An 18,854-nucleotide genomic window follows, 5' to 3' on the forward strand; every position below is an offset into this window, starting at 1 on the left:
CGGCCAGCGGCGGGGAGGAAACCATGCCCCAGACGCCTTCGACTGCTGCCCCCGAAGCGAGCCAGATCGTTCCCTTTCCCGCCGATTTCCGCATCGCGGAGATCGAGACCAACGGCACCACCCTCCATGTCCGCACGGGCGGGCAGGGGCCGGCGGTGCTGCTCATCCACGGCTATGGCGAGACCGGCGACATGTGGGGCGCCCTCGCCCAGGCGCTGGCGCCCACCCACACCGTGGTGGTGCCGGACCTGCGCGGCATGGGCCTCTCGGCCAAGCCGCCCGGCGGCTACGACAAGAAGACCCAGGGCGCCGACATGGCCGGCCTGCTCGATGCCCTCGGCATCGACAAGGTTGCGCTCGTCACCCACGACATCGGCAACATGGTGGGCTTCGCCTTCGCCGCGCTCCATCGTGACCGGGTAACGAAGTTCGCCCTCATCGACGCGCCGCTGCCCGGCGTCGGGCCGTGGGAGGAGATCCTGAAGAACCCGCTGCTCTGGCATTTCCGCTTCGGCGGGCCGGACATGGAGCGCCTCGTCGCCGGGCGCGAGCGCATCTATCTCGATCGCTTCTGGAACGAGTTTTCCGCCGATCCCAGCCACTTCTCGGAGGCCGCACGGGAACATTACGCCGCGCTCTATGCCCAGCCCGGCGCCATGCACGCGGGCTTCGCCCAGTTCGCCGCCTTCGACCAGGACGCCGTCGACAACGCGGAATTCCTCAAGGCGGGCAAGCTCGCCATGCCGGTGCTGGCGCTGGGCGGCGAGCATTCGTTCGGCCTGGGCATGGCCGAGGTGATGCGCTTCGCCGCCAGCGACGTGACGGGCGACGTGGTGCCCGGCAGCGGCCACTGGATCATGGAGGAGAACCCCGCCGCCACCATCGCGCTGGTGACGGACTTCCTGCGGGCGGGCTGAGGCAGGCTCCGTCTCCCCCCTGCGCGACGGTCGTGCTAAACCACGGCCGTCACAGGAGCCCCGCCCATGTCCGAGAACAACGATCTCACGCGCTTCTTCGGCGGGTCGCCCGCCTGGGTGCTGGTGCGGCTCGTGCTGCTCTCGGTGGTGGTGGGCGTGATCCTCGCTGCCCTCGGGCTCGACCCGATGAACATTTTCACCAGCCTCCAGCGCCTGCTGCGCAACCTGTTCAGCTTCAGCTTCGAGGCGGTGGAGCGCATGTGGCGCTACTTCCTGCTCGGCGCCGTCATCGTCATTCCGCTCTGGCTGCTCATGCGGGTGTTCGGCCGGCGCTGAGGCCGTGTCCCTCGCCGCCGTCTCGGGGGGCGTAACGCACCGGCGCGTGCTCGCCATCGCGCTGCCGATGACGCTGGCGCACCTCACCACGCCGATGCTGGGCGTGGTGGATGCGGCGGTGGTGGGCCGGCTCGGCAGCGCGTCGCTGCTCGGCGGCGTGGCGCTCGCCGCCATCATCTTCGACATGCTGTTCTGGGTGTTCGGCTTCCTGCGCATGGGCACGGTGGGCCTCGCCGCGCAGGCGGTGGGGCGGCGTGATGCGGTGGAGGAGCGGGCGGTGCTGGCGCGCGGCCTGCTGGTCGCCGGCGCGCTCGGCCTCCTGATCGTGCTCCTGCGCGCACCCATCGAGAGCGCGGCCCTGTCGCTGGCGGGGGCGAGCGAGGAGGTGAACGCGGCGGTGCGGGACTATTACGCCATCCGCATCTTCGCCGCGCCCTTCACCCTGGCCAATTACGTGGTGCTGGGCTGGCTGGTGGGCCTCGGCCGCACCGGGCGGGCGCTGGTGCTCCAGCTGGGAATCAATGTCCTCAACATGGTTCTCTCGGCCGCGCTCGTGCTTGGCGCCGGATGGGGCGTCGCCGGCTCGGCGGCGGGAACCCTCATTGCCGAAATCATCGGTGCTGCGGCGGGGCTCGTCCTGTGCGCCGTGCTGCTGGGCGGGCGGCTCGGGGTGGCGAAGGCGGTGCTGCTCGACAAGGCGCGCCTCATCCAGACCGTCATGCTCAACCGCGACATCATGATCCGCACCGCGGCGCTGATGTTCGCCTTCTCCTTCTTCGCCGCGCAGGGCGCACGGGCGGGCGACGTGACCCTCGCCGCCAACGCCATTCTCCAGAACATGGTGATGGTGGCGGCCTATTTCCTCGACGGTTTCGCCACCGCCGCCGAGCAGATCTGCGGCTCGGCCGTGGGTGCGCGACGGCGGGCGGATTTCTCCGCCGGGGTGCGGCTCTCCATCGTGTGGGGATTTGCCTTCGCGGTGCTGGCGGGGGCGGTCTACCTCGTCACCGGCCCGGCCATCGTGGACGCCATGAGCACCAGCCCGGAGGTGCGGGCCGAGGCGCGCATCTATCTGCTCTACGCCGCGCTGCTGCCGGTGGCGGGGGTGACGGCCTATGCTTTCGACGGCGTCTATATCGGCGCGCTGTGGTCGCGTGACATGCGCAACCTGATGCTCGCCTCGCTGGGCGTCTATCTCGGCGTGTTCCTCGCCCTGCGGCCGCTGGGCAATCACGGCCTGTGGCTGGCGATGCTCGCCTTCCTCCTCGCGCGCGGCGGCTTCCAGGCCCTGCGGCTGCCGGCGCTGGAGCGGCGGACCTTCGGCTGAGTTTCAGTCCAGATCGGGGAAGACGTGCGCCCCGTCCGCGCCCAGCGGCAGGTCGCGCACCCATCTCACGGCGGTGAGCGGCAGCGGCGCGTAGAGATGGGGGAAAAGGGCGCCGCCGCGCGAGGGCTCCCATTTCAGCGCCGCGCCCAGCGCCGCCGCCTCAATAGCCACCAGCTTCAGGTCGCTCTGCCCCGCGAAGTGCTTCGCCGCCGTCTCGCGCGCCTGCGCGGCGGTGGAGAAATGGATGTAGCCGTCCGCCACGTCCACCGGCGCCCCAGTGAACACGCCCGCCTGCTCGGCGGCGGCCCACAAGGCGGCGGGGGCGATCTTGTAGATGAGGGGGGCGGCAGTCACGGGCGATGCTCCTCAATGGATCGGCGACGCACATAGGCCGGCACGAACGAAAGGGCAACTGTGTTCGCCTTATGGTTGCATGCGGACTGAAGTCCTGTACAAATGGGGAACAAATTCATATCTTCCACGCATCGGGGGGCGTGGTGTCGCGCGGGTGGCCCCGGTCCGCATCCGGATTCGCTGTCGAGGCCAGGAAGCTCGAGGCAAGGAACGTCTTTCCCATGCTGACCCACGGTAAGATCTGGCGTGCCGTCGATGAACTCGCCGAGCAGCACGGGCTGTCCACCTCCGGCCTCGCCCGGCGGGCGGGGCTCGACCCCACCACCTTCAACCGCTCCAAGCGCGTGACCATCGACGGCCGGCCGCGCTGGCCCTCCACCGAGAGCATCGCCAAGGCGCTGGCCGCCACCGGCACCAGCCCGGAGCACTTCTTCTCCTTGCTGGACGGCTCCGACCGGACAGCCGCCCATGGCGGCGGCGCGGGCTTCGCCGAGGACGCGTCGCCGCCCCCGACGCGGCCGCTCCATGCCATTCCGCAGATCGGCTTCGCCCAGGCCGGCTCCGGCGGCTTCTTCGACGATGCGGGCTTCCCGGTGGGCGCCGGCTGGGACGAGATCGTGTTTCCCGATGTCCACGACGCCCACGCCTATGCGCTGGAGATCGCCGGCGATTCCATGGAGCCGGTCTATCGCGACGGCGACATCGTGGTGGTCTCCCCCGCCTCCGAGCCGCGCCGCGGCGACCGGGTGGTGCTGAAGACCAAGGAAGGCGAGGTGCTGGCCAAGGAGCTGGTGCGCAAGACCGCCCGCCACATCGAGCTGCGCTCCCTCAACCCCGCCCACGAGGACCGGCAGATCCCGCTCGATCAGGTGGACTGGATCGCGCGGATTGTTTGGGCGAGCCAGTAGGAGCGGGTGCCGACGCGGGCGGGAAGGTCCCCGCCGGTTCCTGTTTCTCCGCCGTCATGGCCGGGCTTGTCCCGGCCATCCACGTGGCTCGACCGGGAACCCCCTCTGGGCGTCGTGGCATCGGCCCGACGTGGATGGCCGGGACAAGGCCGGGCATGACGGTGTTGTGGGGGCAGGCAGCACGCCACATCGAGCCGCGCCAACTCGCCATTCAATCCTTCGCCCACCTCACCCCAGCAACGCCTCCAGCGTCTCCAGCCGGTCCGCCTCGCCGGGCGGCTTGTCCCATCTCAGGCGGGCGATGCGGGGGAAGCGCATGGCGATGCCGGAGCGGTGGCGGGTGGAGCGGGCGAGGCCCTCGAAGGCCACTTCCAGCACCAGCCCCTCGTCTTTCTCGTGTACCACCTCGCGCACCGGGCCGAAGCGGTTGATGGTGGCGCGGCGCACGAAGGCGTCGATCTGCTTCAGTTCCTCGTCGGTGAAGCCGAAATAGGCCTTGCCCACCGGCACCAGCACATCCTCGCCCTCATCGCCGATCGTCCACACCCCGAAGGTGTAGTCCGAATAGAAGGACGAGCGCTTGCCGTGCCCGCGCTGGGCATACATGAGCACCGCATCCACCGTGTGCGGATCGCGCTTCCACTTCCACCACGGCCCCTTCGGCCGGCCGGGCAGATAGAGGCTGTCCGCCCGCTTGATCATGACCCCTTCCACCGCCCCGGCATCCGCCCCCGCGCCGGCGGAGGCGGGATCGCGGCGGGCGGCGGTCAGTTCCTCCCAGGTGGAGAAGGGCACCATGGGCGAGAGGTCGATGCGCGGGGTGTGCAGGCGGGCGACGAGAGCTTCCAGCCGGGCGCGGCGGGTGGCGAAGGGCTCTCCGCGCAGATCGTCCGCGCCGTCCACCAGCAGGTCGTAGGCGCGGATGTGGGCGGGGAATTCCGCCAGCATCTTCACCGTCACCGTTTTGCGGTTCAGCCGCTGCTGGAGCACGTTGAACGGCTCCACCCGGCCGTCACGGACGATGAGCAATTCGCCGTCCATGGCGCCGTCGAAGGCGATGGCCTCCGCCATATCGGGAAAGGCGTCGGAGATGTCCTCCCCGGTGCGCGAATAGAGCCGCACCACGCGCGCGCCGTCCGGCCCGGTGCCAGCCACGGCCTGCACGCGGATGCCGTCCCATTTCCATTCGGCGCGGAAATCGGCCGGGTCGAGGGCGGTGAAATCCGTTTCCTCGATGGCGTGGGCCAGCATCACCGGGCGGAACGGGGCGGGGTTCGAGGTCTCCGGCCGCGGCCCGCGCCCCTCCACCCAGGCGAACAGCTCTTCGTAGGGAGCTTCCAGCCCCGGCCAGACCAGTTCCACCTCGTCGGGCGTGACCTCCGTGAGCCCTTGCCCCAGGCTCGCCACGGCTGTCTTGGCAAGGCGCGCCGAGGCGCCCACCCGCATGGCACCGGTGATGAGCTTCAGGAGCGCCCAGCGGCCGGTCTCGTCGAGGCCGTCCAGCCAGTTGGCGAGATGCCGGGGCAGGGAGACTTTCGAGAAGGTGGAGAGGCCGTGGACGATCTCGGAGAGCAGCGGCGCGTGCGGCCGCGCGCCCTCCGGCCGGGGCCACATGAGGGCGACGGTCTCGGAAAGATCGCCCACATAATCGTAGGACATCTCGAACAGCACCGGGTCCGCCCGCTCGGCGATCAGCGTGCGCACCACGCCGGGCTTGGCATTGGCGAACGACAGGGCCCCCGTGAGCGCCGCCAGCGCCAGCCCGCGCTCCGGGTCCGGCGTCGAGCGGAAATAGTCCGCCATGAGCCGGATCTTGGCATTGCGCCCGGCCTCGTAAGACATGCGATCCAGCAGCGCGGCGAAGCGGTTCATGGGGGAGGGGCCTCCCCCTCCGGCGCGACCACCACCGCCTCCTCATCCTCCTCGCCGTAGCCGACCATGTGGAGGGGGCGGGCGCGGAGCTGGCGGGTGTGGGCCCAGTGGACGAGGGCGTCCTCGGCGCCATGCGTCACCCATAATTCCTCGCAGCCGGTGGCGCGGATGGAGGCGCAGAGGCCGTCCCAATCGGCATGGTCGGAGACGACGAGCGGCAGCTCCACCCCCCGCTGCCGGGCGCGGGCGCGCACGCGCATCCAGCCGGAGGCGAAGCAGGTGATGGGATCGGCGAAGCGCCGCGCCCAGATGTCCGTCATGGAGGAGGGCGGGGCGATGACGACGGCTCCGGCGAAGGCGGATTTCGGCGCGCCTTTCACCGGCAGGATCTCGCCGAAATCCATGCCGCAGCTTTCATAATAGTCGGTGATGTTGATGAGCGCGCCGTGCACGTAGATGGGCGCGTCGTGCCCCGCGCGGCGGATCAGCGCCATCATCCGCTGCGCCTTGCCCAGCGAATAGGCGCCGACGATGTGGGTGCGCTCGGGGAAGATGCGCACCGAGGCGAGCAGCTTGTCCACCTCCCCCGCCGCCGGGGGATGGCGGAACACCGGCAGGCCGAACGTCGCCTCGCTGACGAAGACGTGGCAGCGAATGGGCTCGAACGGCGCGCAGGTGGGGTCGGCGGCGTCCTTGTAGTCGCCGGAGACGACGATCACGAGCCCGTCCTTCTCAAGCCGCACCTGCGCCGAGCCGAGCACATGGCCGGCGGGATGGAGGCTCACCTTCACCCCGTTGAGGGTGATCTCCTCGCCATAGGCCAGCGCCTGCGTCGCCCCCGCGAAGCCCGGCCCCATGCGCAGGGCCATGATGTCCAGCGTCTCGCGGGTGGCGAGCACATGGGCATGGCCGGCGCGGGCATGGTCGGAATGGCCGTGCGTGATCACCGCCCGCGGCACGGCGCGGGTGGGGTCCACGTAGAAGTCGCCGGCGGGGCTGTAGAGGCCCTTGGGCGAGGGGCAGAGGAGGTCTTCCGGGCGCATCACTTTATCGGGCGGGTTCACCACTATATGGGGAGACTTGCGCGCCTGCGCGAGGTTCCCTCGAACTGCGAGATCGAGCTTGTCCGCTGCTGCCTTCGACACATCAGGCGATCCCGTCCTCGACCGACGGCTCGACTGGGCGCGCGCCTTCCTTGCCGAGGGAGATTTCGCCGCCGCCGCCGAGCTTCTCGCCGAGACGGTGGAGGCGGCGCCCGGTTTCGCCGCCGCCTGGTTCCTGCTGGGCGAGGCGCGGGAAGGGCAGGGGGAAAGCGAGGCCGCGCAGGAGGCCTATGGCCGGGCGCTGGCGCTCGATCCCGCCGACCGGCTGGGCGCGGGGCTGCGCCGGGCGCGGCTCGGGGGCGAGGCGGCAGAAGGCGTGATGTCGGCGGCCTATGTGCGCACCCTGTTCGACCAATATGCCGATCGCTTCGACACGGCGCTGCGCGAGAAACTCGCCTATCGCGGCCCCGAGCTGCTCCTGGAGGCGGTGCGGGCCGCCTGTGCCACCCAGGGGCGCGACGTCCGCTTCGGCGCGGCGCTGGACCTCGGCTGCGGCACGGGCCTCGCCGGCGTGCTCTTTGCGCCGCTCGTGGAGCGGCTCGACGGGGTGGACCTCTCGCCCGCCATGCTGGAAAAGGCGCGGGCGCTCGGCCTCTATGCCGCCCTCGAAGCCGGCGAGATGGGCGCGGCGCTGGGGGCGATGCCGGCCGGCGGCCTCGATCTCGTCCTCGCCGCCGACGCGCTCTGCTATGTGGGCGATCTTGCCCCCATCTTCCACGCCGCGCGGGCGGCGCTGGCGCCGGGCGGCCTCTTCGCCTTCACGCTGGAGACGCACGAGGGCGAAGGCGTGCTGCTGCGCGAGACGCTGCGCTATGCCCATGGGGAGGACTATGTCCGCGCGCTGGCGGCGGAGGCGGGGCTCGCCGTCGTCCTGTTGGAGCGGGCCTCCACCCGCTCGGAGAAGGGCGTGCCGGTGCCGGGGTTGGTGGGCGTATTGGCGGCCGGCTAAGCCGTTCAGGCCCTGGCCGAGGCGTCCCGCCCGGCGACCAGCGTGATGACCAGCGCCCCCACGCACAGGATGAGCCCGGTGGCACAGACGGCGGCCCATCCGCCCCATGTCCACGCCATCGTCGCGACGGCCGAGCCGAAGGCGCCGCCGAGGAACATGGTGCCCACGAGGATGGTGTTGAGCCGCGCCCGTGCCGCCGGCCGCAGGGCGAAGATGCGGTGCTGGTTGCCCACCAGCGCGCTCTGGATGCCGAGGTCGATCAGCACCACACCCACGGCGAGACCCGCCAGTTGCGGCCACAGCGAGAAGAACAGCCACGCCGCGAGCGCCAGCACGGCGCCGAGCACCACCACGCTGGACGGTCCCCGCCGGTCGGTGAAGCGGCCGAACAGCGGCGCCGCCAGCACGCCCACCAGCCCGAGGATGCCGAACAGGCCGGCGGCCTCCGAGCCGAGGCCGAAGGGCGGTCCCTCTAGCCGGAAGGCGAGGATGGTCCAGAAGGCGATGAAGGAGGCGAAGATCAGCGCCTGCGTGATCGCCGCCCGCCGCAGCGTCGGGAACTCTTTCCACAATCCGAGGAGCGAGCCCATGAGGCTGGCATAGCTCAGCCCACCCTCGGGCTTGCTGCGGGGGAGCATGGCCGCCATCAGCGCCGCGGCGGCGAGCGCCATGGGCACCGCCAGCCAGAACATGGCGCGCCAGCCCGCATGGGCGGCGACGAAGCCGGCCAGCGTGCGGCTGAGCAGGATGCCGGCGAGGATGCCCGAGAGCACCGTTCCCACCGTCGCCCCGCGCTTCTCCGGCGGCGCGAGATGGGCGGCGAACGGCACGATCTGCTGCGCCACCGTGGAGCCGAGGCCGAGCAGCAGCGAGGCCGCGAGCAGCGCCAGTGCGCCTTGCGCGAGGGCCGACAAGGCGGCGGCCGCCGCGACCGCGACGAAATGCAGGACGATGAGCCGCCGCCGCTCCAGCTGATCAGCCAAAGGCACCAGCAGGAACAGACCGGCGGCATAGCCGAGCTGCGTCACGGTGGGCACCAGCGGCGTCAGCGGGCCGGGCAGGTCGGCCTCCATCACCGCCAGCATGGGCTGGTTGTAATAGATGTTCGCCACGGCGACGCCGGCTGCGGCGGCCATGGCAAAGATGCGGGCGAAGCCCAGCTGGTTCGGGCTCGGGGCGGAAGCGGGCATGGGCGGTCTCTGGCCGGGGCGGCCGGGGCAGGGCAGACGGCGCGGGCTGGCGAAGAGGCGCCCAGAGGCCCGCAGCTCAGTCTGTCGGGGATAAGTTGCGGCGCAACATAGCCCATGCCCGCCATGCTCGCGAGTGGGCCACGCGCGCAGCCGGCATCCGTGCTGCCCGCGCGATGCAAAGCTGAAATCGCGCGCGGTCCCGCCCAGTCTGCGGCGCCACTCAGGCTACCGGCAGGGAGAAGGGCTCGCCCTCGAAGGCATCGGCGCCGCGACCGATCGAGTGAATGGCGGCAACCATCCGGCCCTCCCGCTGCAACGCTGCATCGGCGAGAGACACGATGCGCGGGTTCGGCGTCGCCGTTGGCGAGGCGTGGCGCAGGCGCTGGGCCAGCTCCATCTCGTCGCGATCCGGCAGCAGCGCGCAGAGCGTGGCATAGGCCGCTGCCGTGGAGCGCGAGATGCCGGCATAGCAATGGATCACCAGCGGCGTCTGGCGCGGCCAGGCGCGCACGAACTCGAACAGCTCGAGCATGTGCGCCTCGCCCGGCGCCACCAGCCCCTCGATCTCCTCGGCGATGTCGTTGATGCCGAGGAAGAGGTGGTTGGTGGGGTCGACGTTGCTCGGCCGGGTCAGCACCGTGCCGCCATTGATGAGGGTGATGACATGCCGCGCGCCGGTCGTGGCGACCGTATCGTGCAGCTTGGCGAGGGAGCAGACATGGATCATGGCGCAAGCTCCTCGAATCTCTTGAGGAAACGGGCTTTCGCCGTTTCCGCCTCCCATGGGGTGAGATAGTCCTTTTCCACCCCAGCGTCGAGGCGGGCCGGGCGGCCGAAGAAGGCTTTCGCCTCCTCTTCCGCAAATCCCGCCAGACGCGTCGCCTCGAAATAGGCCGAGGCGCGGTCCGCCGCCTTGACGATCTTCAAAAGTTGATCGGGCCAGCCCACCGGCAGCGAGAAACGCACGCAGATGGCATTGAGGAGGCGCGCCTCCACGGTCTTGTAGTCGCCCCCCAGCACCGCCTTGAAGGGGGAGATCATGTCGCCGATGACGTATTCCGGCGCGTCGTGCAGCAGCACGCACAGGCGCCAGCGGGCGTCCAGGTCCGGATGGGTGCGGCGGGAAATCTTCTCCACAAGCAGGGAGTGCTGCGCCACGGAGAAGATGTTGGCGCCCGATGTCTGGCCGTTCCAGCGCGCCACGCGGGCGAGGCCGTGGGCGATGTCCTCGATCTCCACGTCGAGGGGGGAGGGGTCGAGCAGATCGAGCCGGCGGCCGGAGAGCATGCGCTGCCATGCGCGCGGCGCGGCGCCGGCGCGGCGGGAGGTCGTCTTTGCAACGGGTTTGGCAGCAGGTTTGGCGGGGACGTCTGGCTCAGTCACGAATCGCGTGCTCCTCGGATCGGGGAAAGGTAAGCTCCGGCCGAAACCTCACAAGCCGCCCGTCACGGCTCCGGCTGCATCGCCTCGCCCGAGATCCTTCATGTCCGACACCCTGGATAGCGCAACGGCCGTTCCCCCTGGGGTGGAGGTGCGCCCGACGCTCGCCGCCAGCGCCGCCGTGTTCCGCGGCCCCCTCGTGCTGCTCGCCCGCCGCGCCGCCAATCCCGGCGCCGGCCTGTGGAGCCTGCCGGGCGGACGGGTGGAGCCGGGCGAGACGGTGGCCGAGGCCGCCGTGCGCGAGGTGATGGAAGAGGTGGGAGTCGAGGCCGAGATCGTCGGCCTCGCCGCCGCCCGCGACATCATCGTGCGCAACAGGGAGGGGGAGCTGAAGGCCCATTTCGTGGTCCTCGCCCACGCCGCCCGCTGGCGCGGCGGGGAGCCGAAGCCCGGCGCGGAGGCGGCCGAGGTCGGCTGGTTCCGGCCCAACGAGGTCGCCGCCCTCACCACCACCGAGGGGCTCGCCGAGGTGGTGGCCAAGGCCGCGCTCCTGATGGGCGAGATGTGACCCGCCGGTTGGCCCCCTTGACCGCGCGCGCCGGGCGCCGCAGGAGTGGCGGCGGAACCATGATGATGCGCGCGCTCGCCCTTCTCCTGACTGCCGGCCTCGTGCTCGCCGGCCCCGCCGCGTCCCGCGCCGCCGGGCCGACGGAAGGCGCGCCCCCGCCCTATGACGGCGACCTGATGCGGCTCGCGGAGATTCTCGGCGCCCTGCATTACCTGCGGCCCCTGTGCGGCGTCACCGCCGAGGCGCAGCGCTGGCGCAACGAGATGCAGGCGCTCATCGATACCGAGCAGCCCTCGGACGCCCGCCGTTCCAAGATCATCGCCAGCTTCAACCGCGGCTATTCCAGCTATGCCGAGGTCTATCGCAGCTGCACGCCGGCGGCGCGCATGGCGGTGGATCGCCAGCTCGACGAGGGCGGGCGCCTCACTCACGAAATCGTGGTGAGGTATGGGGGGAATTGACCCCTTTCGTGTTAACCTTTTGGTCAGAACTCGCCTGAATCCCCCAGCGTGAAGTGCTAGATATCCGGTGCGCCGTTCGGTTCTGCGGCGTGGAGGCAGCCAAACGTGTCCACCTTGACCAACCCCGTCATCGACCTGCCCGAAATCTCGGACATGGCCGCCGATGACCGCCACGCCGCCTTGACCTATCTGAACGATGCGTGGGTCGAGGCCGTGCGCGAAGGGCTGGACGAGGACTGCCTGGTGCAGGCCGCGCTCTTCACCGCCCTGCGCAGCCTCGTCGCCACCTATGGCGAGGCCGCCAGCTCCGAATATATGGCGCGCGTCGCCGAGCGGGTCGCCGCCGGCGAATACACCGTGGTCAGCCGCTCGCACTGAGCGGCGCGGCGAGCCCCCCTCGCCGCTTCCATGATCGTCGCATTCCTCCCGCCGGGCGTTCTCGCGAACGTCCGGTTTTTTCTTGTGCGCCGGTGCCAAAAGAAAACCGGCGCCCCGAGGGACGCCGGCTTGGTCCTGGTTTCGCTTTCGCCGCCGTCATCCCCCGGCTTGTCCGGGGATCCACGGTGCGGCCGGGCTGGATCTTCGTCGGTCCCACCGCTCCATCGGCCCGGTGGATGGCCCGGACGCGCCGGGCCATGACGGTGACGATGAAGGGCGCCTGAGACGTGCCCTCAGGCCGCGTCGCGCTTGTTCTGGCGGTTGCTGATGAGGTCTTCCACCACGCCGGGATCGGCCAGCGTCGAGGTGTCGCCGAGGCTGTCGAACTGGTCTTCCGCGATCTTGCGCAGGATGCGGCGCATGATCTTGCCCGAGCGGGTCTTGGGCAGGCCCGGCGCGAACTGGATCAGGTCGGGCGAGGCGATGGGGCCGATTTCCCGGCGCACCCAGGCCACCAGCTCCTTGCGCAGCTCCTCGGTGGGCTCCTCGCCGTCCATCAGGGTGACGTAGGCATAGATGCCCTGGCCCTTGATGTCGTGCGGGAAGCCGACCACGGCCGCCTCGGACACCTTCGGATGGGCGACGAGGGCGCTTTCCACCTCCGCCGTGCCCATGCGGTGGCCGGAGACGTTGATGACGTCGTCCACGCGGCCGGTGATCCAGTAGAAGCCGTCCGCGTCGCGGCGGCAGCCGTCGCCGGTGAAGTACTTGCCGGGATAGGTGGCGAAATAGGTCTGCTCGAAGCGCTCATGGTCGCCGTAGACCGTGCGCATCTGGCCCGGCCAGCTGTCGGCGATCACGAGGTTGCCCTCGCAGGCGCCTTCCAAAACGCCGCCCGCCGCATCCACCACTTCCGGCTGCACGCCGAAGAAGGGACGGGTGGCCGAGCCGGGCTTGAGCTTCGTCGCGCCGGGCAGGGGGGTGATGAGGATGCCGCCGGTCTCGGTCTGCCACCACGTATCGACGATGGGGCAGCGCTCCTCGCCGACCACGCGGTAGTACCACTCCCAGGCCTCGGGATTGATGGGCTCGCCCACCGAGCCGAGCAGGCGCAGGGAGGCGCGGGAGGTCTTCTTCACCGGCTCCTCCCCCGCCTGCATCAGCGAGCGGATGGCGGTGGGGGCGGTGTAGAAGATCGACACCTGATGCTTGTCGATCACGTCCCAGAAGCGGGACACGCTCGGATAGTTCGGGATGCCCTCGAACATGAGCGTGGTGGCGCCGTTCGCGAGCGGGCCATAGACGATGTAGGAATGGCCCGTCACCCAGCCCACGTCAGCGGTGCACCAGTAGATGTCGCCGGGGTGATAGTCGAACACGTATTGATGCGTCATGGACGCATAGACGAGATAGCCGCCGGTGGTGTGCAGCACGCCCTTCGGCTTGCCGGTGGAGCCGGAGGTGTAGAGGATGAACAGCGGGTCTTCCGCATTCATCGGCTCGGCCGGGCATTCGTCCGTCACCATGGCGGCGGCTTCGTCGTAATAGACGTCGCGGCCGGGAGTCATGTCCACCTTACCGCCGGTGCGGCGCACCACGATCACGTGGTCCACGCCGCCCTCGATCTGGTTCACGGCCGCGTCCACATTGGCCTTCAGCGGCACCTTGCGGCCGCCGCGCAGGCCCTCGTCGGCGGTGATGACGACCTTGGAGCCGCAATCGGCGATGCGCCCGCCGAGGCTGTCCGGCGAGAAGCCGCCGAACACGATGGAGTGAATGGCGCCGAGCCGCGCGCAGGCGAGCATGGCGAACGCCGCCTCGGGGATCATCGGCAGGTAGATGGTGACGCGGTCGCCCTTCTCCACGCCGCGGTTGCGCAGCACGTTGGCGAGCTTGTTCACCTCGGAGGACAGCTCACGATAGGTGATCTTGCGGCTCTCGTCGGGGCTGTCGCCCTCCCAGATGATGGCCACCTGGTCGCCGCGGGTCTCGAGGTGCCGGTCCACGCAATTGTAGGCGACGTTGGTCACGCCGTCCTCGAACCACTTGATGGAGACGTGGCCCGGGTCATACGAAGTGTTCTTCACCTTCGTGTAGGGCGTGAACCAGTCGATCCTTTTGCCGTGCTCGCCCCAGAAGGCGTTCGGGTCGTTGACCGAGGCGGCATACATGGACTTGTAGTGCGCGTCGTCCACATAGGCTTTCTGGGCCCACTGGGACGGAACGTCATAGACCTTGTCGGACATTCTTCTGCCTCCCTCGCGCGGACCGCTTCGTCCGCTGTCCATCATTCACGGCGGTACCCGCCTTGGTTGGGGCGGATTATGCTGAGCGCCTCGACGCTTCACAAGGCACCGCCGGTCAAGACTTTGGGCTCATAGCCCTTGGTTGGTCCCCGGGGTGCGCACCGCCGTGGCGGCGCGCGATGCCGCAGCCGGCGCGGCTCCCGCGATCCGCCCGCCGGGCGTATAGACAAACGCCCGCGATGCGCCCGCAAGAAACGCCCCAAGAAACGCCCCGGCAAACGCCCGACAGGATACACCCGATGGACCTCTGGACCCGTCTTCTCGTCCTTCTTGCCGGCCTGTTCGGTGCGGCCGGTGTCGCGGCTGCGGCTGCTGCGGCCCATGTGGGCGGGGGCACCAACCTTGAGACCGCGTCGCACTTCCTGCTGTTCAACGCCGCGACGCTGGCGGCGCTGGTCGCTCTTGCCCTCCAGCTCACGCGCGGGGGCGTGCTGCTGAAGGTGGGGGCCAGCGCCATCGCGCTCGGCACGCTTCTCTTTTCGGGCGATCTTGCCGCGCGGGCCTTGATGGACGTCAAGCTCCTGGGCGGGAGCGCGCCATTTGGCGGCAGCCTCATGATCCTCGGCTGGCTGATGGTGGCGGCGACCGCGCTGCTCGCCCGGCGGCACTGAGCCGGTCCGGCCTTACAGCCTACGGGCGGCGACGCGGGCCTCGGCCCAGCTGATCAGGGCGTCGAGCCGATCGCCCCCGTCCAGCGCGAGGCTGACGGGCAGGTTCGCGATCTTCGCGCTGACCGTGAACGCGAAGCCGATCCGCACGAAGTCCTTCTGCGTCGTCACCAGCCGCGCGCCGAGGCGCCGCGCCTCCGCCGCGAGGCGGGCGATCTCGTCCGTCCGGTAGGGATGGTGGTCGGGGAAGGCGTGGCGCGCGACCACGTTGAGCCCTTCCGCCTCCAGCGTGGCGAAGAACTTCTCCGGCCGTCCGATGCCGGCGAAGGCGACGAGAGGCTTGCCCCTGAGCGCCGCGACGGCCGAGGGCTCCGGCGCGAGGTGCCCGTGCAGCACGGCCAGGTCCGCCGCGCGGGCCAGCCCGGCCACCGTCTCGCCGGGCGCGCCATCGCCGATCAGCAGCAGCGCATCGGCCTTCTCGATCTGTGGGGCCAGCGGCGCGCGCAACGGTCCGGACGGGGTGACGTAGCCGTTGCCCACGCCGACGCCGGCATCGATCACGAGCAGCGTGCAATCCTTGTGGAGGGAGGGGTTCTGGAAGCCGTCGTCCATCACCACGTGGCTCGCGCCGGCCTTCACCGCCAGCCGCGCGCCACCCAGCCGGTCCCCGCCAGCGACGATGGTGGGCGCATGATTGGCGAGCAGCAGCGCTTCGTCCCCCACGTCCGCCGCGGTGTGGGAGGCTGGATCGACCCGAAGGGGGGCCTTGGCCTTGCCGCCATGGCCGCGCAGCAGGGCGAAGGGCTGCGCCCCGCGCGCCTTGAGCCGTTCGATGAGGGCGATGGCGGTGGGGGTCTTGCCCGCGCCGCCGACCGTGGGATTGCCGATGCAGATCACCGGCACGTCCACCATGCCGCCGGCCTCCCCAAGCCGGCGCAGCGCCACGCCGCCGATGACGGCGGCGACCGGAGAGAGCAGAGCGGCGGCAAGGCCCGGCCGGTCGCGCCACCAGAAGGCGGGCGCGCGCAGCATCAGCGGGCCTGCAGGCGGATGTGGACGAGATAGGGCTCGATGGCGACCAGCGTGCGGTCCAGCGCGCCGCCCAGCGAGGTCACGGCGGCGTGGGCCGCATCCGCCATCTCGCCGTGCAGCTGCGGGTCCTTGATGAGGGCATAGGCGGCGCGGGCGATGCCCAGCGCATCGGTGACTTCCGCCGCGCCCTCGTCGGCATCGAGCCGCTCGTAGATGTTGGCGAAGTTCCACACATGGGGGCCGTGCAGCACCACCGCGCCGAGCTTCGCCGGCTCGATGGGATTCTGCCCGCCATGCTCCACCAGAGAGCCGCCCATGAAGACCACCGGTGCCATGCGATAGAACAGGCCCAGCTCGCCGATGGTGTCGGCGATATAGATGTCGGTTTCCCGGTCCGGCAGCTCGCCGAGGCTGCGCTGGCGGGTGGCGAGGTCCGCCGCCTGGGCGAGCGCCGCCACATCCAGCCCGCGCTCGGGATGGCGCGGGGCGATGACCGTCACCAGCTCCGGGATCTTGGAGGTGAGGATCTCGTGCGCCTCGATCATCAGCGCCTCCTCACCCTCATGGGTGGAGGCGGCGAGCAGGATCGGCCGCTTGCCGAGCGCCTTGTCGAGCCGCTGGAGTTCGGCCGTGTCGGCGGAGGGGGGCGGCACGTCGAATTTCAGGTTGCCGCAGACTTCCACCCGCGGCGTGCCCAGGGCCCGGAAGCGCGCGCCGTCGTCCTCGCTCTGGGCGAGGCACAGATCCACGCGGGAAAGCAGCGCCCGCGCGCTCTTGGGGAGTTTTTTCCAGCGGGTGGCGGAGCGTTCGGACAGCCGGCCATTGACCAGCACGACGGGTGTGCCACGGCGGCCCAGCTCGGCGAGCAGGTTCGGCCACAGTTCGGATTCGGCCAGCAGCACGAGGTCCGGCGACCAGTGGTCGAGGAAGCGGGCGACGAAGGCGCGGGCGTCCAGCGGCACGAACTGGTGGATGACGCCGGGGGGCGCCCGCCGCTCGGCCACGCGGCTGGAGGTGAGCGTGCCGGAGGTGAGCAGCACGCGGAAGCCGCGCTGGGAGAGCCGCTCGATCAGCGGCAGGACGGAAATGACTTCGCCGACGCTGGCGCCATGCACCCACACCAGCGGGCCCGGGGGGCGCTCGGTGCTGGCATAGCCGCGCCGTTCGGCGAGGCGCGCCGGGTCTTCCTTGCCCTTGCGGACGCGATAGGAGAGCCAGGCCGGCGCCAGCAGCGCCGCTACGGAACTCGCCCGCCGGTAGGCCCGGAGGGTGAGAGGCAGCTTGCGCCCCTTCATGTCGAGGCCTTCATCGACGAGAGGTCCGTGCGGCCAGCGCCTCGGCCCGGCGGGTCACGTCCTCAAGGCTGGCCTGCACCTGATCGCGGGCGGCGAGGAGGCCGGCCTCGTCCACGTCGCGGTCGACCCAGATCGGCGCACCGGCGACGGCGGCACCCTTCCCGAACGGCAGGTTCAGGCTGGCACGGTCCCAGCTCTTCAATGTGATGCGATTATGGGTCGCCATGGCGACGGGGATGATAGGGCGTCCCGAGTAGCGTGCAATGGTAACGACGCCCATGCCCACCTTGCGGGCGATCTTGGGCACGTCGGCGGTCATCGCCACATTGATGCCTTCCGCCAGGGTGTCCAGCATCTGGTAGGTGGCGGAGACCGCGCCCTTGCGGTGGAAGTCGCGCTTGGACGTGGCGCCGGAGCCGCGAATGGTTCCGACGCCCAGCTTCTCGGCGGCGATGGCATTGATCTCCGCATCCGCATGGCGGGAGATCAGCACCTTGGCCTTGTGGTGGGGTTTCATGGCGAACGGGGTGAGGAAATGCTGCCCGTGCCAGAAGGTGACGATCACCGGCAGGTGCTCGTCGATGGTGTCGAAGACGTCCGGGGGCTCGACGACGAAATCGGTCGTATGCGCCACCAGCTTGAAATAGGACGCAAACGTCGTTCCCGCTGCCACCTTGAAGGCGCGGTTTGTCCTCAGTCGCCGCCACATCTTATGGTTTGCCCACTGTTGTTGCGTCCCGCACCGGGTGAGGGACGAGGAACCCGATCTTCACCCGCCCTGAACCTTGCCGGTTTCCGGATCGAGGAGGCGGTGGAGGTGTACCACGAAGTAGCGCATCATGGCGTTGTCCACCGTCTGCTGCGCCTTGGCCTTCCAGGCCGCCGTCGCGCTGGCATAGTCGGGATAAATGCCGACGATGTCGAGCTTGCTCAGATCCTTGAACTCGGCGCTGTCGATTGCGGTGAGCTCCCCGCCGAAAACCAGGTGGGGCAACTGCTTCTTCGTCTCAGTCATGGCGTATCCAATGCGGCTTTGAAAGAAACGGGTGCGCCCATCGCCTCGAGCGCGGCCTGGTGCAGCGGCGCACCGGCGCAGACGAGGGGGGCGTGGCTGGGAATGGGCGCATTGTAACGCAGCGCCATGCCGTCGTGGCCGGTGAGGCGGCCCTGCGCCTCCGTGACGACGAGGTCGGCGGCGGCCAGATCCCAGTCATTGGAATTGCCGCCGGCGAAGGCGACGTCGATTTCGCCGGTGGCGACCCGCGCGAGGCGCAGCGCCAGGGAGCGGATGCGCGGCAGGCGCTCGATGGGGGCGGCGCGGGCGATGCGGTCGAGATCGGCCGGCGGGCCGGCGACCCGGGCCCCTTCCAGCCGCGCGCGGGAGGCGACGGCGAGGGCGCGGCCATTGTGGAAGGCACCGGCGCCGGCAATGGCGGTGAACATCTCGTCGGTGGCCGGGGCGAACAAGGCGGCGGCCACCGGCCGTCCCGCTTCCACCAGCGCCACGGACACCGCCCAGTCGCTGCCGGCCGCCATGAAGGCGCGGGTGCCGTCGATGGGGTCCACCACCCACAGGCGCGAGGCGGAAAGGCGCGCGGGCGTATCGGCCGATTCCTCCGACAGCCAGCCGGCGGCGGGATCAAGCGCCGTCAGGTGCTGACGCAGGAAGGCGTCCACCGCCATGTCGGCCTCGGTGACGGGGGAATTGTTGCCCTTGGTCCAGGTCTTCACGCCGGCCGCGAACATGCCGCGCGCCATCTCGCCGGCCTCGGCCACCGTATGGACCATACGGCGGGCGAAGGCGTCGTCGATGGCGAAACGGGGATGATCCCCGCCGCCGGCGCGCGTCGGTTCGGTGCTCATTGCCTGC

At 70.2% G+C, this 18,854-nt stretch carries 21 protein-coding genes; 9 read left to right on the forward strand and 12 right to left on the reverse strand.

Annotated elements, in window-relative coordinates:
• Window positions 1–23 precede the first annotated feature (23 nt).
• The 3 genes from ACE3QW_RS16590 (at window position 24) to ACE3QW_RS16600 (ending at window position 2,580) form a co-directional block, all read left to right on the forward strand.
• Window positions 24–917: an alpha/beta fold hydrolase gene (locus ACE3QW_RS16590; protein WP_374252625.1), complete on the forward strand. Its 894-nt coding sequence runs from the start codon at window positions 24–26 to the stop codon at window positions 915–917.
• 66 nt (window positions 918–983) lie between these two features.
• Entirely contained in the window at window positions 984–1,253 is a 270-nt protein-coding gene (locus tag ACE3QW_RS16595; protein ID WP_029557931.1) for a DUF6460 domain-containing protein, read from the forward strand.
• 4 nt (window positions 1,254–1,257) lie between these two features.
• Complete coding sequence (locus ACE3QW_RS16600) at window positions 1,258–2,580, forward strand: MATE family efflux transporter (RefSeq protein ID WP_374252628.1); 1,323 nt, start codon at window positions 1,258–1,260, stop codon at window positions 2,578–2,580.
• A gap of 3 nt (window positions 2,581–2,583) precedes the next feature.
• Here ACE3QW_RS16600 and ACE3QW_RS16605 read toward each other — a convergent pair whose 3' ends face one another.
• Window positions 2,584–2,934 (reverse strand): DUF952 domain-containing protein, encoded by a 351-nt coding sequence (locus tag ACE3QW_RS16605; protein WP_374252629.1) that lies wholly within the window; start codon window positions 2,932–2,934, stop codon window positions 2,584–2,586.
• Window positions 2,935–3,155: 221 nt separating this feature from the next.
• Between ACE3QW_RS16605 and ACE3QW_RS16610 the strand changes: the two genes are divergently transcribed.
• Window positions 3,156–3,842, forward strand: a complete 687-nt coding sequence (locus ACE3QW_RS16610) for a helix-turn-helix transcriptional regulator (RefSeq protein WP_250166674.1) — start codon at window positions 3,156–3,158, stop codon at window positions 3,840–3,842.
• A 228-nt stretch (window positions 3,843–4,070) separates the two neighbouring features.
• Here the strand turns inward: ACE3QW_RS16610 and ACE3QW_RS16615 are convergent, their stop codons facing one another.
• Window positions 4,071–5,714 carry a cisplatin damage response ATP-dependent DNA ligase gene (locus ACE3QW_RS16615; protein ID WP_374252632.1) on the reverse strand — a complete coding sequence of 548 codons (1,644 nt, stop codon included), beginning with the start codon at window positions 5,712–5,714 and terminating at the stop codon, window positions 4,071–4,073.
• Window positions 5,711–6,757 (reverse strand): ligase-associated DNA damage response exonuclease, encoded by a 1,047-nt coding sequence (locus ACE3QW_RS16620; RefSeq protein WP_374252765.1) that lies wholly within the window; start codon window positions 6,755–6,757, stop codon window positions 5,711–5,713. Before ACE3QW_RS16620 ends, ACE3QW_RS16615 begins: the two co-directional genes overlap by 4 nt.
• Window positions 6,758–6,836: 79 nt before the next feature.
• On the opposite strand from ACE3QW_RS16620, the gene ACE3QW_RS16625 reads away from it, so the two are divergent.
• A complete protein-coding gene (locus ACE3QW_RS16625) occupies window positions 6,837–7,766 on the forward strand; it encodes a methyltransferase domain-containing protein (RefSeq protein ID WP_374252634.1) in 930 nt (309 codons plus the stop codon).
• 5 nt (window positions 7,767–7,771) lie between these two features.
• Here the strand turns inward: ACE3QW_RS16625 and ACE3QW_RS16630 are convergent, their stop codons facing one another.
• The 3 genes from ACE3QW_RS16630 to ACE3QW_RS16640 all read right to left on the reverse strand — a co-directional run bounded on the left by ACE3QW_RS16630 (window position 7,772) and on the right by ACE3QW_RS16640 (window position 10,243).
• Window positions 7,772–8,956 carry an MFS transporter gene (locus ACE3QW_RS16630; RefSeq protein WP_374252636.1) on the reverse strand — a complete coding sequence of 395 codons (1,185 nt, stop codon included), beginning with the start codon at window positions 8,954–8,956 and terminating at the stop codon, window positions 7,772–7,774.
• A gap of 220 nt (window positions 8,957–9,176) precedes the next feature.
• Window positions 9,177–9,683: a tyrosine phosphatase family protein gene (locus ACE3QW_RS16635; protein ID WP_024279665.1), complete on the reverse strand. Its 507-nt coding sequence runs from the start codon at window positions 9,681–9,683 to the stop codon at window positions 9,177–9,179.
• On the reverse strand, window positions 9,680–10,243 hold the full coding sequence (locus tag ACE3QW_RS16640; protein WP_250166741.1) for an HD family hydrolase: 564 nt from the start codon (window positions 10,241–10,243) through the stop codon (window positions 9,680–9,682). The genes ACE3QW_RS16635 and ACE3QW_RS16640 overlap by 4 nt, the downstream gene beginning before the upstream one ends.
• 196 nt (window positions 10,244–10,439) lie before the next feature.
• Between ACE3QW_RS16640 and ACE3QW_RS16645 the strand changes: the two genes are divergently transcribed.
• The 3 genes from ACE3QW_RS16645 (at window position 10,440) to ACE3QW_RS16655 (ending at window position 11,743) form a co-directional block, all read left to right on the forward strand.
• On the forward strand, window positions 10,440–10,904 hold the full coding sequence (locus ACE3QW_RS16645) for an NUDIX hydrolase (RefSeq protein WP_374252638.1): 465 nt from the start codon (window positions 10,440–10,442) through the stop codon (window positions 10,902–10,904).
• Between the two features lie 59 nt (window positions 10,905–10,963).
• On the forward strand, window positions 10,964–11,365 hold the full coding sequence (locus ACE3QW_RS16650; RefSeq protein WP_024279662.1) for a TIGR02301 family protein: 402 nt from the start codon (window positions 10,964–10,966) through the stop codon (window positions 11,363–11,365).
• A 105-nt stretch (window positions 11,366–11,470) separates the two neighbouring features.
• Entirely contained in the window at window positions 11,471–11,743 is a 273-nt protein-coding gene (locus ACE3QW_RS16655; RefSeq protein ID WP_024279661.1) for a hypothetical protein, read from the forward strand.
• Between the two features lie 293 nt (window positions 11,744–12,036).
• On the opposite strand, the gene acs is transcribed toward ACE3QW_RS16655, so the two are convergent.
• Window positions 12,037–13,989 carry an acetate--CoA ligase gene (gene acs, locus ACE3QW_RS16660; RefSeq protein ID WP_374252641.1) on the reverse strand — a complete coding sequence of 651 codons (1,953 nt, stop codon included), beginning with the start codon at window positions 13,987–13,989 and terminating at the stop codon, window positions 12,037–12,039.
• A gap of 299 nt (window positions 13,990–14,288) precedes the next feature.
• Here acs and ACE3QW_RS16665 point away from each other — a divergent pair, with 299 nt between their 5' ends.
• Complete coding sequence (locus ACE3QW_RS16665; protein WP_024279659.1) at window positions 14,289–14,660, forward strand: DUF423 domain-containing protein; 372 nt, start codon at window positions 14,289–14,291, stop codon at window positions 14,658–14,660.
• A gap of 12 nt (window positions 14,661–14,672) precedes the next feature.
• On the opposite strand, the gene lpxK is transcribed toward ACE3QW_RS16665, so the two are convergent.
• The 5 genes from lpxK to ACE3QW_RS16690 are packed head-to-tail and all read right to left on the reverse strand — an operon-like array spanning window position 14,673 to window position 18,847.
• On the reverse strand, window positions 14,673–15,689 hold the full coding sequence (gene lpxK, locus ACE3QW_RS16670) for a tetraacyldisaccharide 4'-kinase (protein WP_374252643.1): 1,017 nt from the start codon (window positions 15,687–15,689) through the stop codon (window positions 14,673–14,675).
• Window positions 15,689–16,984, reverse strand: a complete 1,296-nt coding sequence (locus ACE3QW_RS16675; protein ID WP_374252645.1) for a 3-deoxy-D-manno-octulosonic acid transferase — start codon at window positions 16,982–16,984, stop codon at window positions 15,689–15,691. Before ACE3QW_RS16675 ends, lpxK begins: the two co-directional genes overlap by 1 nt.
• A 10-nt stretch (window positions 16,985–16,994) precedes the next feature.
• Complete coding sequence (locus ACE3QW_RS16680; protein ID WP_029557946.1) at window positions 16,995–17,693, reverse strand: lysophospholipid acyltransferase family protein; 699 nt, start codon at window positions 17,691–17,693, stop codon at window positions 16,995–16,997.
• Window positions 17,694–17,753: 60 nt separating this feature from the next.
• Window positions 17,754–17,999 (reverse strand): DUF4170 domain-containing protein, encoded by a 246-nt coding sequence (locus tag ACE3QW_RS16685; protein WP_024279655.1) that lies wholly within the window; start codon window positions 17,997–17,999, stop codon window positions 17,754–17,756.
• Window positions 17,996–18,847: a 3'(2'),5'-bisphosphate nucleotidase CysQ gene (locus ACE3QW_RS16690; RefSeq protein ID WP_250166664.1), complete on the reverse strand. Its 852-nt coding sequence runs from the start codon at window positions 18,845–18,847 to the stop codon at window positions 17,996–17,998. Before ACE3QW_RS16690 ends, ACE3QW_RS16685 begins: the two co-directional genes overlap by 4 nt.
• Window positions 18,848–18,854: the final 7 nt, after the last annotated feature.

This window comes from Xanthobacter sp. (assembly GCF_041911315.1).
Classification (GTDB): Bacteria; Pseudomonadota; Alphaproteobacteria; order Rhizobiales; family Xanthobacteraceae; genus Xanthobacter; species Xanthobacter aminoxidans.